At 69.8% G+C, this 12,776-nt stretch carries 17 protein-coding genes; 6 read left to right on the top strand and 11 right to left on the bottom strand.

Going from position 1 to position 12,776, the window contains the following annotated elements:
• Positions 1 to 166: 166 nt before the first annotated feature.
• The 6 genes from ppgK to H291_RS0102860 all read right to left on the bottom strand — a co-directional run bounded on the left by ppgK (position 167) and on the right by H291_RS0102860 (position 4,064).
• Positions 167 to 913 (bottom strand): polyphosphate--glucose phosphotransferase, encoded by a 747-nt coding sequence (ppgK, locus tag H291_RS0102885; protein WP_020013479.1) that lies wholly within the window; start codon positions 911 to 913, stop codon positions 167 to 169.
• A 139-nt stretch (positions 914 to 1,052) separates the two neighbouring features.
• Positions 1,053 to 1,502, bottom strand: a complete 450-nt coding sequence (locus H291_RS0102880; RefSeq protein ID WP_020013478.1) for a DUF5709 domain-containing protein — start codon at positions 1,500 to 1,502, stop codon at positions 1,053 to 1,055.
• 176 nt (positions 1,503 to 1,678) lie between these two features.
• Complete coding sequence (locus tag H291_RS28375; RefSeq protein ID WP_020013477.1) at positions 1,679 to 2,323, bottom strand: TetR/AcrR family transcriptional regulator; 645 nt, start codon at positions 2,321 to 2,323, stop codon at positions 1,679 to 1,681.
• Positions 2,324 to 2,344: 21 nt separating this feature from the next.
• On the bottom strand, positions 2,345 to 2,824 hold the full coding sequence (locus H291_RS0102870; protein ID WP_157236682.1) for a hypothetical protein: 480 nt from the start codon (positions 2,822 to 2,824) through the stop codon (positions 2,345 to 2,347).
• Positions 2,825 to 2,857: 33 nt separating this feature from the next.
• The gene (locus tag H291_RS0102865; protein WP_020013475.1) at positions 2,858 to 3,496 is read right to left on the bottom strand and encodes a sigma-70 family RNA polymerase sigma factor; all 639 of its coding nucleotides are present in this window, start codon (positions 3,494 to 3,496) and stop codon (positions 2,858 to 2,860) included.
• Positions 3,497 to 3,734: 238 nt separating this feature from the next.
• Complete coding sequence (locus H291_RS0102860) at positions 3,735 to 4,064, bottom strand: hypothetical protein (RefSeq protein WP_020013474.1); 330 nt, start codon at positions 4,062 to 4,064, stop codon at positions 3,735 to 3,737.
• Positions 4,065 to 4,308: 244 nt separating this feature from the next.
• On the opposite strand from H291_RS0102860, the gene H291_RS28370 reads away from it, so the two are divergent.
• The 3 genes from H291_RS28370 to H291_RS0102845 are packed head-to-tail and all read left to right on the top strand — an operon-like array spanning position 4,309 to position 5,969.
• On the top strand, positions 4,309 to 4,557 hold the full coding sequence (locus tag H291_RS28370; RefSeq protein ID WP_020013473.1) for a hypothetical protein: 249 nt from the start codon (positions 4,309 to 4,311) through the stop codon (positions 4,555 to 4,557).
• A 57-nt stretch (positions 4,558 to 4,614) separates the two neighbouring features.
• Positions 4,615 to 5,208 carry a molybdopterin-dependent oxidoreductase gene (locus H291_RS0102850; RefSeq protein WP_026365330.1) on the top strand — a complete coding sequence of 198 codons (594 nt, stop codon included), beginning with the start codon at positions 4,615 to 4,617 and terminating at the stop codon, positions 5,206 to 5,208.
• On the top strand, positions 5,205 to 5,969 hold the full coding sequence (locus H291_RS0102845; protein ID WP_020013471.1) for an FAD-binding oxidoreductase: 765 nt from the start codon (positions 5,205 to 5,207) through the stop codon (positions 5,967 to 5,969). Before H291_RS0102850 ends, H291_RS0102845 begins: the two co-directional genes overlap by 4 nt.
• A 128-nt stretch (positions 5,970 to 6,097) precedes the next feature.
• Here H291_RS0102845 and H291_RS0102840 read toward each other — a convergent pair whose 3' ends face one another.
• Positions 6,098 to 7,042 carry an NADP-dependent oxidoreductase gene (locus H291_RS0102840; protein ID WP_020013470.1) on the bottom strand — a complete coding sequence of 315 codons (945 nt, stop codon included), beginning with the start codon at positions 7,040 to 7,042 and terminating at the stop codon, positions 6,098 to 6,100.
• A 67-nt stretch (positions 7,043 to 7,109) separates the two neighbouring features.
• Positions 7,110 to 7,487 (bottom strand): GNAT family N-acetyltransferase, encoded by a 378-nt coding sequence (locus tag H291_RS32180; protein ID WP_020013469.1) that lies wholly within the window; start codon positions 7,485 to 7,487, stop codon positions 7,110 to 7,112.
• 173 nt (positions 7,488 to 7,660) lie between these two features.
• Between H291_RS32180 and H291_RS0102830 the strand changes: the two genes are divergently transcribed.
• Positions 7,661 to 8,224, top strand: a complete 564-nt coding sequence (locus H291_RS0102830) for a GNAT family N-acetyltransferase (protein ID WP_020013468.1) — start codon at positions 7,661 to 7,663, stop codon at positions 8,222 to 8,224.
• Positions 8,225 to 8,248: 24 nt separating this feature from the next.
• Here the strand turns inward: H291_RS0102830 and msrA are convergent, their stop codons facing one another.
• From msrA to trxA, 3 genes are all read right to left on the bottom strand, one after another.
• A complete protein-coding gene (msrA, locus tag H291_RS0102825) occupies positions 8,249 to 8,809 on the bottom strand; it encodes a peptide-methionine (S)-S-oxide reductase MsrA (RefSeq protein WP_020013467.1) in 561 nt (186 codons plus the stop codon).
• Entirely contained in the window at positions 8,806 to 9,279 is a 474-nt protein-coding gene (gene msrB, locus H291_RS0102820; protein ID WP_020013466.1) for a peptide-methionine (R)-S-oxide reductase MsrB, read from the bottom strand. The genes msrA and msrB overlap by 4 nt, the downstream gene beginning before the upstream one ends.
• Before the next feature lie 94 nt (positions 9,280 to 9,373).
• The gene (gene trxA, locus H291_RS0102815) at positions 9,374 to 9,736 is read right to left on the bottom strand and encodes a thioredoxin (protein WP_020013465.1); all 363 of its coding nucleotides are present in this window, start codon (positions 9,734 to 9,736) and stop codon (positions 9,374 to 9,376) included.
• 211 nt (positions 9,737 to 9,947) lie between these two features.
• Between trxA and H291_RS0102810 the strand changes: the two genes are divergently transcribed.
• Both H291_RS0102810 and H291_RS0102805 read left to right on the top strand, forming a co-directional pair.
• Positions 9,948 to 10,865, top strand: coding sequence for an NADP-dependent oxidoreductase (locus H291_RS0102810; protein ID WP_020013464.1), 918 nt, complete (start codon positions 9,948 to 9,950; stop codon positions 10,863 to 10,865).
• A gap of 817 nt (positions 10,866 to 11,682) precedes the next feature.
• A complete protein-coding gene (locus tag H291_RS0102805; protein WP_020013463.1) occupies positions 11,683 to 12,729 on the top strand; it encodes a LacI family DNA-binding transcriptional regulator in 1,047 nt (348 codons plus the stop codon).
• The last annotated feature ends 47 nt before the right edge of the window (positions 12,730 to 12,776 follow it).

Below are 12,776 nucleotides of genomic sequence, written 5' to 3'. Positions count from 1 at the left end.
CGGGGTGGCGGCGATCAGCAGTGTGACCGCGAGAGCCATCCGACGGAAGCGCGACATTGCGGGTCCTCTCGCCGTTGAGGTGCCCGAGTATTGCATCGGGGCAAAACCCTGTCCATCACCACTTCCGCTCGAACGGCGTCAACCTCTCGCGGCCACTGTCCTGGTCTCACGCGCGCGACGCGGCGGAGGCAGCTCCCACAACCCCCGCACGATTCCTGAGGACAGCCGGAACGATCGGCGTCCGGAGGTTCAGCAGCGGGAGAAATCGGTCCGCCTGCTCCGAGATCGCTCCGCCGACGACGAAGAGGTCCGGCGAGAACAGCTTCTCGACGTGCGAGTAGTAGCGCTGCAGCCGTGCGGCCCACTGCGCCCAGGACAGGTTCTCCGCGTTCTTCTGTCGCGCGGACGCACGTGTCTCGGCGTCGTACGAGTCGATCTCCAGGTGCCCCAGCTCGATGTTGGGGACCAGCCTGCCGTCCACGACGACGCCGGAACCGATCCCCGTTCCCAGCGTCGTGACGATCACCGTGCCGGCCACGCCCTTGGCTGCGCCGAAGCGCACCTCCCCGAGGGCTGCGGCGTCCGCGTCGTTCACGGCCACGACGGGGTGTCCCAGGCGAGCCTCCACCAGGGTCGGCACGTCGACGCCGGTCCACCCCGGGTCCAGGTTGGCCATGAACGGGATGACACCGTGCACCACGGGGGCCGGGACGGACAGCCCCACGGGCATCGCCCTGGTCACCCCGTGCAGGTCGAGGAGCTCGCCGACGGCCGCGATGACGGCGTCCGGGGTGGACGGCGCCGGGGTCGTGACGTGCGAGAGCTTGTTCTGCACCTCGCCCGACCCGAGGTCGACCCGGCCTGCCTTGATCGCCGATCCACCGATGTCGATTCCGAATGCCAGGTCAGGCACGATGTCGTCCTCTCTGCTGTTCGCCGTCCGGAGCGGTGCACGGTCATCGGGTGCCCGCTCCTGCTGATCTCAACACGTCCGGGCAGGCCTTGATGCCCGGAGCACACCGGCGGTTCGGAGCGGACGCTCCGGAGCGAGGTCAGACCCGCCAGCCGTCGTCGTCGAGGACGACGTGGATCGCGGCCTCTTCCGCCGAGGCCCCTGCGCCGTCGATACCGACGTCGGTTGCCCGCAGGTCGGAGGACGGGTCGGCGTCGTCCTGCTCCGCCCAGACCAGGCGACCGGCCCGCTGGGAGCCGACCTGGTCGTCGATGAGCTCACCGTCGGTGTCGGTGGCGTCCCCCAGGCCGTCTCCCAGGAAGCGGTCGGTCGGTTCTGGTTCCTCGCGCGCGAGCCGCGCCGCGAGCGGCTCGTGCTCCCCGACCTCCCGGGGCGTGAACCCCCAGCCGTACGCGAGCGGCCTGTCGAGCGGGGAGTACCCGGCTCCGTCGTCGTCCCCGCCGAGCTCGTCGTCGTCGAGGCTCTCGTCCTGCGGGAGAAGGCCGAACACGTCCTGCTCGGTGCCGTAGTCGTCGAAGCCGTCACTCATGTCGCCCTACCTCCAGGGGGTTGTGCACTGGGGCCTGAGGCGGGCCTTGCCGTGCCTGTCGGGGTCGCGGCTGGTCCTCTCGCAGCCACACACGTTCGTGCGCACCCGGTGGGCAGATCTTTCGTCCGACGAAGCGGCGGATGGCGGACCGCGTGGATCACCCCGCGGCGGCGCGGTCAGGACGCGGCACGGCCCGGCGCGGTGAGGCTTTCCAGGTGAGCGAGGGCGACGTCGACGGCGATCGCCATGGGTTCGACGTCACGGGCGGTCTGCGCGAGCAGGTAGCCGCCCTGGAGGGACGCGAGAAAACCGACCGCGAGGCGGGAGGTGTCGATGGACTCGTCCAGCACCCCGGTGCGCTGGATCCGGGCGAGGGCTTCGTCGATCAGGCGCTGCCAGGTCTGGAACAGCTCGTCCAGCATCTGCCGGGCCACGGCGTCATGGTCGGAGACCTCGCTCGCCAGCGAGCCCAGCGCGCACCCGTACATGCCGTGCCGCAGCGCGTTGGCCTTGACCAGGGAGTCTCGCCAGCGGCGCAACCCGGCCAGCGTGGAGACCTTTCCGAGCATGTTCGTCTCGCGGGCGACGACGAACTCCCCCACGTGCGTCACGACGGCCCGGACCAGCGCGTCCTTGTCCTCGAAGTGCCGGTAGAGCTGGGACTTGCTCACGCCGCTCGCGACCATGACGTCGTCCAGGGTGGTTCCACCGATCCCCTGCACGCGCATCAGGTCCGCGGCCGCGGCGACGATCCGGGTCCTCGTCCTCATCCCCCGTGCCGTCAGCCGGATCGCCGGGCTCTCGTCCGAGTTCGCGTTCACAGCGCCATCGTACTGAGGGGCCTAGCCGGCTTGTCGGTCACCGCGGTCCCCCGGTCGGCCGAGCGGGAACACCGGCGCCAGGGCGATGTCGAGTGCGGCCTCGAGCGACCGGGCGTCATCCGCCAGCCGGCTCAGCGTCGCGCCGCCGTGCAGGGCCGCCAGGATCGCGATGGCGACCTTCTCCGGGCTCGCGAGCCCGGAGTCGGCGTCGCGACCCGGGGCGATCCGTTCCAGCGCCTCCGTGATCAGGGCCTGCCAGCCCTGGAGGAACTCGTTCTGCCGGCTGGTCCGGTGGCCGCGGCGCAGCACGTCCGCGTACGGGGAACGGTGGTCCATGACCTCGCGGATCACCCGCGATCGCCAACCGAGGAGGTGACCGAGGTGCGAGGCGGCCGTCAGCCAGCGTTCCTCCGCGTCGAGAACTGCTCGGAACTGCTCCGCGACGTCAGCGCCCGCTCCACCCGTGGCGCCCGGCCGACCACCCGTCCGCTCGCTGCTCACCGCGTCGTTCGTCTCCTCATGAGTGTGCCTGGCTCAGACCCGGGTCGATGACGGCTGCGCGGGCAGGTAGCCCGCGGCGACGAGCTCCGCCCGCAGCTTCCTGCGGGCGTCGAACAGCACCTTGTACAGCGCGTTCCTCGACGAGCCGAGCTCCTCCGCCAGAGCGTCCATGGGCACCTCGTTCACCACGGTCGCCAGGAAGACGAGTCGCTGCCGGTCCGTGAGGCTGCGCTTGACGGCGCCCGACACCGCTTCGACGAGATCGGCGGCCTCGACCTCCTGGCCAGGGGTGGCCTCGACCCTGGACGCCAGCCGCGACCAGTCCTCGTGGTCGTACGGCACGTCGTGATGCCGCCAGTAGTGGCGGTTCATCTTGGTGGCGACGTCGAAGATGACGAACTTGAAGGCCCACGTCGTGAAGCGCGACTCGCCGCGAAACGTGTCCAGTCGCCGGCTGATCGCCATCAGGGCGTCGGACGCCGCCTGATGGGCGATGTCGTCCACCTCGGGCCCGTACATGCGCAACGACGAGGCCCGGCGCGTCACCTCGCGCCGCGCGACCCGGTGCAGCAGCGAGTAGAGCTCCGCACAGGCGGCCTCACGAACCGGTCCGGTCGCGCCGAGATCTCGCACCCACCTGCGGTTGTCCTGAGTGATCTGCAGATCGTCCATCGCGTCCCACCCTCCTGGCCCGCGTGCGGGGAGAGACCCGCGCGGACATGTCCGTGCACGCCTCGAACCGAGGGCGTCGCCACACCGTAAACCGGACTCTAGGGTCCAGACAAGGTCGATGATCGCTGCGACTGCAACGTACACAGGACTATTGAGTCCAATATTGAACCGCAGCGCCCGAACTGCCCGGTTCACTCCGGGGTCGCTCACGCGGTGGGACGACGTCGGCGCTCGACCGCTACCGGTACAGGCCGTCGAACCGGCTGCCGCTGTGGGTGTCGGTGAAGCTGATCCCGATCCGGACCCCGCGCTGCATGATCCAGCGCACGAGGTAGGTGGCGCGGTAGTCCGGCGGCCAGAACGACGAGAACGTGCCGTCGCCGAGGATCTCCCAGGTGCCCTGTGTCGATGAGCCGCGTTCGACATAGGTCGTTCGCTGACCGTCCGCAGCAAAAGTCTGGTTCGCGCCGTCGGCGTAGATCAGCGTTCCTGCGGTGAGCGCCGCCGACATCTCCTGGGCCGTGATCGGCTCGCCGTACTCGGTGTCGTCTTGCTGCACGCCTGCCATCGGGTTCTCCTTCGACGCTTCGTCGGTGCCGTGCCACTCGGCCGTCTCTCGCCGTTAGTCGCCTCGGCGCGAGGCGTCTTACGACGCCCGCACAGGAGCGCCTCCCGGAGCATCTCGGTGCACGACGTAAGACAGCGCGAGCGGACGTCCACTCACCCCGTGAAGTGCCCGTTCAGCGCGCGGTGCCGGCGCGGGCCCGGCGAGCACGTGAGGAGCGGTCCGCCACGTTCGGGATGGGAGAGGCATGGGAGACGGCCCCGGGGTATCCGGCGACGGGCCCTGGACGAGGCTTGACGGCTTCCTCCGGGCCGATCCCGGGGATCCCGGCTGCACGCGGTGCCGGCTGGACCTCGACGTCTACGCAGAGCTCACCATCGCCGTTGGCGCGCCCGCGACGCTCCTTCCGGGCGTCGCGACCCACCTGGAGTCCTGCGCCGACTGCCAGGACGACCTCACCGGGCTGATCGCCGCGATCGGGCACACAACCGACTGAGAACCACCGCCGGACCAGACCAGGCCCAGTGGGCCACCAGCACAGATCGGAGTAGAGATGTCGTTCGCGACCCGTGGGTTCTCCGGCCGAAGAGGCCACGCAGACACCCGCCTGCCACCAGGACAGACCAAGGTCGACAAGTGGCCCGTGCTCAGCGCCGGACCCACCCCGCACGTCGAGACCGCGGAATGGGAGCTCACCGTCCAGGACGAGACCGGCACCGACCACCGCTGGAGCTGGGACGAGCTCCACGCGCTCGGGGTCGAGGACGTAACAGTGGACATCCACTGCGTCACCCACTGGTCCAAGCTCGACATGGCCTGGCGCGGGGTGAGCCTCGACAAGATCCTCGAGAACATCCGCTCCGAGCACCGCTACGTCATGGCTCACTCCTACGGCGGCTACACCACGAACCTGCCCCTGGAGGACCTGGTGGGCGGCAAGGCCTGGATCGCGACCGAGGCGGAGGGCCAGCCCCTGCAGCCGGAGCACGGCGGGCCGGCCCGGCTGCTCGTGCCGCACCTGTACTTCTGGAAGAGCGCCAAGTGGGTCCGGGGCCTGACCATGATGCCGACCAACGACCCGGGCTTCTGGGAACGGTACGGCTACCACGTCCACGGCGACCCGCGGAAGGAGCAGCGGTACCGGTGAACACGCCCCCTTCGACGGCCCAGCCCGTCCAGCACCGCATGCGCAGCACCTGGCACACCGCCACGATCGTCGAGACCCGAGCTGAGACACCCCACTCGGTCCGGATGACGCTGGCCGTCCCGACCTGGCCCGGCAGCGAGCCCGGTTCCCACCTCGACGTGCGCCTGACCGCGCCCGACGGGTACCAGGCCAGCCGCTCCTACTCGATCGCCTCCTCCTCGCCGTGGGGCCACGTCATCCTCGCGATCGACGAGCTGCCCGACGGCGAGGTCTCACCGTTCCTGGTCAACGAGGCACGGCCCGGTGACACGCTGGAGGTCCACGGACCGCTGGGGTCCTACTTCGTCTGGCGTCCGGGTCAGAGCGACCGGCCGGTGCAGCTGATCGCCGGCGGCTCCGGCGTCGTCCCCCTGTATGCGATGGCCGTGGCGCACGACCTCGCCGGGGACTCCACGCCCTTCCAGCTGCTCTACTCGGTCCGCACGCCCGCCGACGCCTTCTTCGCCGCCGAGCTCACGGAGCTGGCCGGACCGTCCTTCCAGGTCACGCACGCCTACACCCGCCAGGCGCCGACGGGCTGGTCGGGCACCGTGGGACGCCTCACGCGGGACTCACTGGCCGCGAGCACGATCCCGGCGTCGGAACGGCCCCGCATCTACGTGTGCGGGTCGACCGGCTTCACGGAGACCGTCGCCGCCTGGCTGCTGGACCTCGGCCACGCCACCACGGACATCCTCACCGAACGATTCGGGGGGCTCTGATGTCGAACCACCTCGACCCCCTCGGCCTCGCGGGGCCGGACACCATCGAGCCGCGCAGCTGACCGGGCGGCGCGGAGCACGGTCGACCGTGGTCCGCACCGCCGTCGGGCCGGCGGAACGCAAGCGGCTCAACCGCGGACCCGGACGACCATCTTCCCGCTGAACGGCTCGGTCGAGGTGAACGCGGCGACAGCGTCCTCAAGATCCACGGTCCGGCCGATGTTCGGCCGCAGCCGACCCTCGTGGACCCGCCGGGCGATCTCGTTCAGCTGCGCCCGTTCGGACACGACGACGAAGTCCACGGTCCGGCCCTCGACCGGTCGCACCTCGGGGCTGCCGGCGATGCTCACCAGCGTCCCGCCGGGGCGCACCAGGCCCGCGGAACGGTTGCCGATCTCGCCCCCGAAGACGTCGAGCACGAGGTCGACGTCGCCGACCTCGGTCAGCTCCTCGTTCTCCAGGTCCACGAACTCGTGCACGCCGTGGTCGAACGCCGCCTGACGATGGGCGGCGCGCCCGGTCCCGATGACGTGGGCACCACGTTCGCGTGCGAGCTGGGCCGCCATCGATCCGACGGCGCCGGCCGCGCCGTGCACGAGGACGCTCTGCCCCGTGACGAGGCGCCCGTGCTCGAACAGCCCCTGCCACGCCGTCAGTCCGGTCATCGCGACGCCGGCCCCCGCCACGAAGTCGACGTCGCCCGGGAGCGCGGCAAGGTTGCGGGCCTCGACCACGACGTACTCCGCGAGAGTGCCGTCACGGGTCCAGTCCGTCAGGCCGAACACCCGCTGCCCGACCGAGAGTCCCGCCGTCCCGTAGCCCAGCGACGTGATCACGCCGGCGACCTCGTGGCCCGGGATCGAGGGCGTGCGGTCGCGGCCGAGGCGGTCCACCCAGGTCGAGGGCCACTCCAGCTCGTTCCCGGTGAACCCCGACGCGTGGACCTCGACGACCACGTCGCCGTAGCTGGCACCGTCGAGGCTCGCGAGCCGCTCGGCATCCGGACGGGGTCGCTCGACCAGCCTCATGCCCGCTCGTCCCGCCGCGGGGTCGGTCACCACGATCGCTCTCATGTGTCTCTCCTTCACTGCTGTCTCTCGGACTGCTTCGTCAGAGCCACCGCGGCCCTGGAGGAGGTAGTCACCGCGGCGCCACCTTCACGACGCCGGGGTGCGCCCGGTCGACGACGTCCTGGTACTCGGTGTGCTTGTCGATGAAGGTCCGCACGATCGGGCACAGGACCGTGGCCGTCCTGCCCTGCCCTCGGAGGTCGTCCAGGACGTGCCTGATCAGCTGCGTAGCGGCGCCCTGCCCGCGGAACTGCGGAAGAACGGACACGGCGACGAGCACGACCCGGTCACCGTCGTCCTCGAAGGTCAGCCCGCCCACCTGCCGGCCGCCGGCGGTGGCGTCGTAGAGGCCGGTCTTGTCGTCCCTGGCGATCGTCAGCTCGAGGGGCTGGTCGTGATCGACGGCGACCTCCGCCATCAGGACCTGCTGGTCGTCCGGATCAGTCATGAGAGAGCCCTTTCGGTTCACGGGGTTGCCTGGTGGGGACGTCGATACGCCCATCATCGTTAGTGGCACGCCGCGCGCGATCCATACGCCGGTGCGTGAGGCGTGCGCGACCGGGCGATGCGCGATGGAATGTCAGTCCCGGTGTCCAGCCGGCCCGGGCGCGAGGAGGAACCATGAGCCATCGAGTCACCATCGACGGCACCACGATCGTCACCGAGCACATTCGCCTGCGGCGCTGGCAGGCGGACGACGCCGTCGGCGCGCTGGCGATCTACGGGGAGGCCGACGTCGCGCGCTGGCTCGCTCCCGCGATGGGCCGGGTCGAGGACCCCGAGCGGATGCGCGAGGTCATCGACCGCTGGGTCTCGGAACAGACCGGGACGGGACGGCCCACGGGCCGCTGGGCGATCGACGACCTCGAGAGCGGCGAGCTGATCGGCTCGGGGCAGATCCTCGGCCTGCCCCCGGAGGGGGAAGACCTCGAGCTCGGCTACCAGTTCGCGCCGTCCGCCTGGGGCCGGGGCCTGGGCTCCGAGGCCGGTCACGCCCTCGCGCACTATGCGTTCTCCCATGGCGAGGAGGAGGTGTTCGCCGTCGTCCGTCCCGCCAACGACCACGGGATCAGCACCGCCCGCGAGATCGGCATGGAGTGGGTCGGCGAGACGACGAAGTACTACGACCTGCGGCTCCAGGTCTTCAGGGTGCGCAAGGGCGACCTCGACGCGGCGCGCCGGTAGGGAGCGCCGCGTCGGCCCCGTTCCTCAGGCCTCGGTCACCGTCGTGCTGCGCCGGGGAAGCACCCAGCCAGGACGCGGGAAGTGGCAGGTGTAGCCGTTCGGGTAGGTGATCAGGTACCCCTGGTGCTCGGGTTCGGCCTCCCAGAACGGCCCCGCGGGCTCGACCGTGGTCACCGCCTTTCCGGGCCAGAGGCCGGACGCGTCGACGTCGGCGATCGTGTCGCGCGCGACCCTCTCCTGCTCGGTGGTGAGCGGGAAGATCGCCGAGCGGTAGCTGCTGCCGACGTCGTTGCCCTGACGGTCAAGGGTTGACGGGTCGTGGATCTGGAAGAAGAAGGCCAGGACGTCGCGGTAGGTCGTCGCGCTCGGGTCGAAGACGATCTCCACGGCCTCGGCGTGCCCGGGATGGTTCCGGTAGGTCGCGTGCTCGTTCCGGCCACCGGTATAGCCGACGCGGGTGGCCAGGACGCCGGGCTGCCGGCGGACGAGATCCTCCATGCCCCAGAAGCATCCGCCGGCAAGGACGGCCGTCTCGGTGCCCGGCGTGCGGGTGACCTGTCCGGTGTCGTTGGTTCCGCTGCTCATGAGTTCTCCACTTCTCCGTTCGTGTCGGGGGTGAACAGTGCCAGATACTCCCCGTAACCCTGCGCCTCCAGCTCGGCGACCGGCACGAAGCGCAGCGCCGCCGAGTTCATGCAGTACCGCTCGCCTCCCCGATCCGCGGGACCGTCGCCGAAGAGGTGCCCCAGGTGGCTGTCGGCGCCGGTCGAGCGCACCTCGGTCCGCACCATCCCGTACGAGCTGTCCGTCACGGAACGGACGGTGCCACGGCCGATCGGCTTCGTGAAGCTCGGCCAGCCCGTGCCGCTGTCGTACTTGTCGGTCGAGGAGAACAGGGGCTGGCCGGAGACCACGTCGACGTAGATACCGGGCTCGTGGTTGTCCCAGTACTTGTTGCGGAACGCCGGCTCCGTCCCACCCTCCTGCGTGACCCGGAACTGCGTCTCGCTCAGTCGGCGCAGCGCCTCGGGCGACGTGCTGTAGTCGTGTGCCATGTCAGTTCCTTTCTGGCACCGGTGCGTGTTGCTGTCACTCAGGACAACGTGGTGGGGCCCGGTTGTGGTCCCGCTCCTCGAAGTACGTGGAAGGTCAGCCGCCCTGGGCCGCGAGATCCTTGCGGACGTCGTCCATGTCGAGGTTCTTGACCGTGTCGACGACCTCCGCGAGAGCTGCGGCGGGCAGGGCACCAGCCTGGTTGAAGACCAGCACACCCTCACGGAAGGCCATCAGGGTCGGGATGGCCGTGATGCCGGCGGCCGCCGCCGTGCGCTCGGCCGCCTCGGTGTCGAGCTTGCCGTGGACGACCCCGGGGTTCTTCTTCGCGGACGCCTCGAAGATCGGCGCGAACTGGCGGCACGGGCCACACCAGGTGGCCCAGAAGTCCACCAGGACGATGTCGTTGTCCTCGATCGTGCTCGCGAAGTTGCTGTCGGTGAGCTCGATGGTCGTCATGGTCTCCCTCTCTCCGGAACGGTGGTCGCGTCCGCGTCCTCCGTCGCGACCCTTGACTGGTGGGTGTCACCGGCTCACGTCGTCTTACGGGACCGCCCGTTCCTGCTGAACTTCCGCGCAGGCTGCCGGTAAGACGCCGGGCTCTGGTGCCGCTAACACTGGTGAGCCGAAATACGGTTGAGGAGACACCAACGAGACAGGGAGGCACCCGATGAGAGCCATCGTGGTGACGGACGAGGCCGCGGGACCGGCCGGGATGACCTTGGCGGACCGTCCCGAGCCGGAGGCGGCGGGCAACGACGTCGTCGTGCAGGTCCACGCGTCAGGGTTCACTCCGGGTGAGCTGACCTGGCCGGGGACATGGACTGACCGGCTGGGACGTGACCGGACACCGTCCATCCCCGGGCACGAGGTCGCCGGAGTGGTGAGCGCGCTCGGGTACGGCACGCGGGGCCTGTCCGTCGGCCAGCGGGTGTTCGGGCTGACGGACTGGACCCGGGACGGCACGCTGGCCGAGTACGTGGCCGTCGAGGCCCGCAATCTCGCGCCGCTCCCCGGTGACGTCGACTTCACGGTGGGGGCGAGCCTGCCGATCTCGGGGCTGACGGCATGGCAGGGCCTGTTCGTCCACGGCCGCTTCGACGTCGGCCAGAGCGTCCTCGTCCATGGCGCGGCCGGTGGGGTCGGGTCGATGGTGACGCAGCTCGCCCGCGAGGCAGGCGCCTACGTGATCGGCACCGGACGCACCGCGGACCGGGAGGCTGCGCTCGACTTCGGAGCGCAGGAGTTCGTGGACCTCGGCGGCAGCGAGCTCGAGGAGATCGGCGGGGTGGATCTGGTCTTCGACATGATCGGCGGGGACATCCAGAAGCGGTCCGCCGCCCTGGTCCGGGCCGGAGGAACACTCGTGAGCATCGCGGGCCCACCCGAGGCGCGCCCGGCCGACGGCGTCGCGGTCGACTTCGTGGTCGAGGCCGACCGCGCACAGCTGGGAGAGCTGGTCCAGCGTGTCCGGGACGGCCGGCTGCGGACGAACATCGCGAACGTGGCGAGTCTCGACGACGCGGTCGCCGCCCTGAATCCCACAACGCGGGTCAAGGGGAAGACGATCATCCAGGTTCGTCCGTAGCAGCGGCGGGCACCAGGCACGACGCGTCGTGTGCCAGGCCTGGGAACGCATCGTGCACGGGCACCACCACGGCGGAAAGAAAGATCGCCCCCGGCGTCAACCACCAACAATCAGGTCGGTAGACCACCGGCAGAGCATGGAGCAACGTGGACGGCCACCCCGTCCGCGACGGCACACTCAGGACGGCATCTCAGCCGCTCGGCTCCACACATGAGGCTGCGCACCATTCGCACACCGCACTCACGTATCAGCACACGCACCTCGGGTTCGAGCCGTCAGACCTGACAAGGAGCACGAGTTGACCAAGCAATACGACAATCACCACACAGGCCGGCAGGTGCCTGGCCGGACCATCACCGAGAGGTTCCAGAGCTGGCTCACGGCCGCACCGGTCCTCTCACTGGTGAGCTGCGGACGCTGTACCTCGGTGCATGCGCTCTCGCGGCTCATGGGCTCAGGACTCGGGACGGACGTACCTTGCGGGCGCTGCGGAGCTCCCATTGCGACCGTGGCAGCCGGTTCAGCTCGGATCGAGCTCGTCGATGGGAACCTCTCGGCATTTCCGGCAAGTCCGTACCCGGGTACGAGAACCGTGGGTAGGGCCGGCCTCCCTTAGTTCTCGCCCCTGGGGAGCAGCGTGAGCGCCAACTTCCCAGGGGCATCCCGAATTCCTGCCTGAATCTCGGCGCAGAAGCTCCGAGCCATCGTCGCAAATTAGTTTGGCCCGTGCCCCCACGGCCCTGCCACAAGTGACCGTGTATCATCGGCAGGAGTACCGCAAACTAGTTTAATCAAGCGGCCCACCGACGGAGGCGACATGGCGTCCAGCCGCAGCCCGCAGCGACCTTCGCCGCGCAGGCGAAGCGCCACCGTAACCATCGAAGACGTCGCGCAGGCCGCCAAGGTCAGCAAGACCACCGTCTCGCACGTGCTGTCGGGCAAACGCCCGGTAGCGGCCGCGACGCGCAAGCACGTCGAGAAGGTCATGGGCGACCTGGGCTTTCAGCCCAACTTCTTCGCACAGGCGCTCAACAAGAGTGGTGGCCGCACCGTCGCACTGCTCGCGCAGGACATCACCAACCCGTTCTATCCCGCACTTGCTCGAGGCCTGCAGCGATCGGTGCAGCAGAGCGGCCATGTCGTGATGCTGTTTGACGGCGATGCCGGCCCAGCGACGACCACGACCTCCGTCCAGGCGGCCATCCACCGCCGGGTCGACGGCATGGTCGTCGCAGTCAGTGATGTAGACGGTGACATCGCGGAGGTCCTGCGGGCCAACATCCCTGTCGTCGTGGTCGGCGCCTCCGCGTCGAAGCTCGACCTCGACTGGGTCACCGCGGACGACACCCGCATCGCAGGCGACGTCGTGGATCGCTTCGTGAGCATGGGGCACACCGCGATCGCCACGATCAGCGGCCCGCAGGAGCACGCGCCCGGGGGTCCGCGTCAGCGCGGCTTCCACGCGGCGCTCGTCAGGCACGGGCTGCCCCTGCCCGACGAGTACGTCGTGGAAGGCGACTGGACCCGCTCGGGCGGGTTCGGGGCGATGCGCACGCTCCTGGCGCTCGAGAAGCGACCCACCGCCGTGTTCTGCGCGAACGACCTCATGGCCATCGGCGCGATCGACGCCGTCCGACAGGCCGGCCTGTCCATCCCGGACGACATCGCCGTCGTCGGTGTGGATGACATCGAGGCCGCAAGCCTGGTGAGCCCCGCGCTGACCACCGTACGCATTCCGGCCGAGGAGATCGGACGGGCCGCCGGAGATCTGCTCGTGCACCGCATCGAGGACCGTGGCGACCTTGCGTCACCACCCAGGCATGTGCTGGTCCAGCATCAGCTCATCGTCCGAGAGTCCATGTAGGACCGCGACGCGCTCTGCCGGCCGCTGGTGTAGATGTGGCCCAGGTG

The organism is Promicromonospora sukumoe 327MFSha3.1, assembly GCF_000385135.1.
Lineage (GTDB): Bacteria > Actinomycetota > Actinomycetes > Actinomycetales > Cellulomonadaceae > Promicromonospora > Promicromonospora sukumoe_B.
This window is presented reverse-complemented; position numbering and strand designations above follow the sequence as displayed.

Coding starts and splice junctions, on each gene's coding strand:
- H291_RS0102850 (WP_026365330.1), top strand. CDS start 4,615: ATGTCGTTCGCGACCCGTGGGTTCTCCGGCCGAAGAGGCCACGCAGAC.
- H291_RS0102805 (WP_020013463.1), top strand. CDS start 11,683: ATGGCGTCCAGCCGCAGCCCGCAGCGACCTTCGCCGCGCAGGCGAAGC.
- H291_RS32180 (WP_020013469.1), bottom strand. CDS start 7,487: ATGACTGATCCGGACGACCAGCAGGTCCTGATGGCGGAGGTCGCCGTC.
- H291_RS28370 (WP_020013473.1), top strand. CDS start 4,309: ATGGGAGACGGCCCCGGGGTATCCGGCGACGGGCCCTGGACGAGGCTT.
- H291_RS0102840 (WP_020013470.1), bottom strand. CDS start 7,042: ATGAGAGCGATCGTGGTGACCGACCCCGCGGCGGGACGAGCGGGCATG.
- msrA (WP_020013467.1), bottom strand. CDS start 8,809: ATGAGCAGCGGAACCAACGACACCGGACAGGTCACCCGCACGCCGGGC.
- trxA (WP_020013465.1), bottom strand. CDS start 9,736: ATGACGACCATCGAGCTCACCGACAGCAACTTCGCGAGCACGATCGAG.
- H291_RS0102830 (WP_020013468.1), top strand. CDS start 7,661: ATGAGCCATCGAGTCACCATCGACGGCACCACGATCGTCACCGAGCAC.
- H291_RS0102810 (WP_020013464.1), top strand. CDS start 9,948: ATGAGAGCCATCGTGGTGACGGACGAGGCCGCGGGACCGGCCGGGATG.
- H291_RS0102880 (WP_020013478.1), bottom strand. CDS start 1,502: ATGAGTGACGGCTTCGACGACTACGGCACCGAGCAGGACGTGTTCGGC.
- H291_RS0102865 (WP_020013475.1), bottom strand. CDS start 3,496: ATGGACGATCTGCAGATCACTCAGGACAACCGCAGGTGGGTGCGAGAT.
- msrB (WP_020013466.1), bottom strand. CDS start 9,279: ATGGCACACGACTACAGCACGTCGCCCGAGGCGCTGCGCCGACTGAGC.
- H291_RS0102860 (WP_020013474.1), bottom strand. CDS start 4,064: ATGGCAGGCGTGCAGCAAGACGACACCGAGTACGGCGAGCCGATCACG.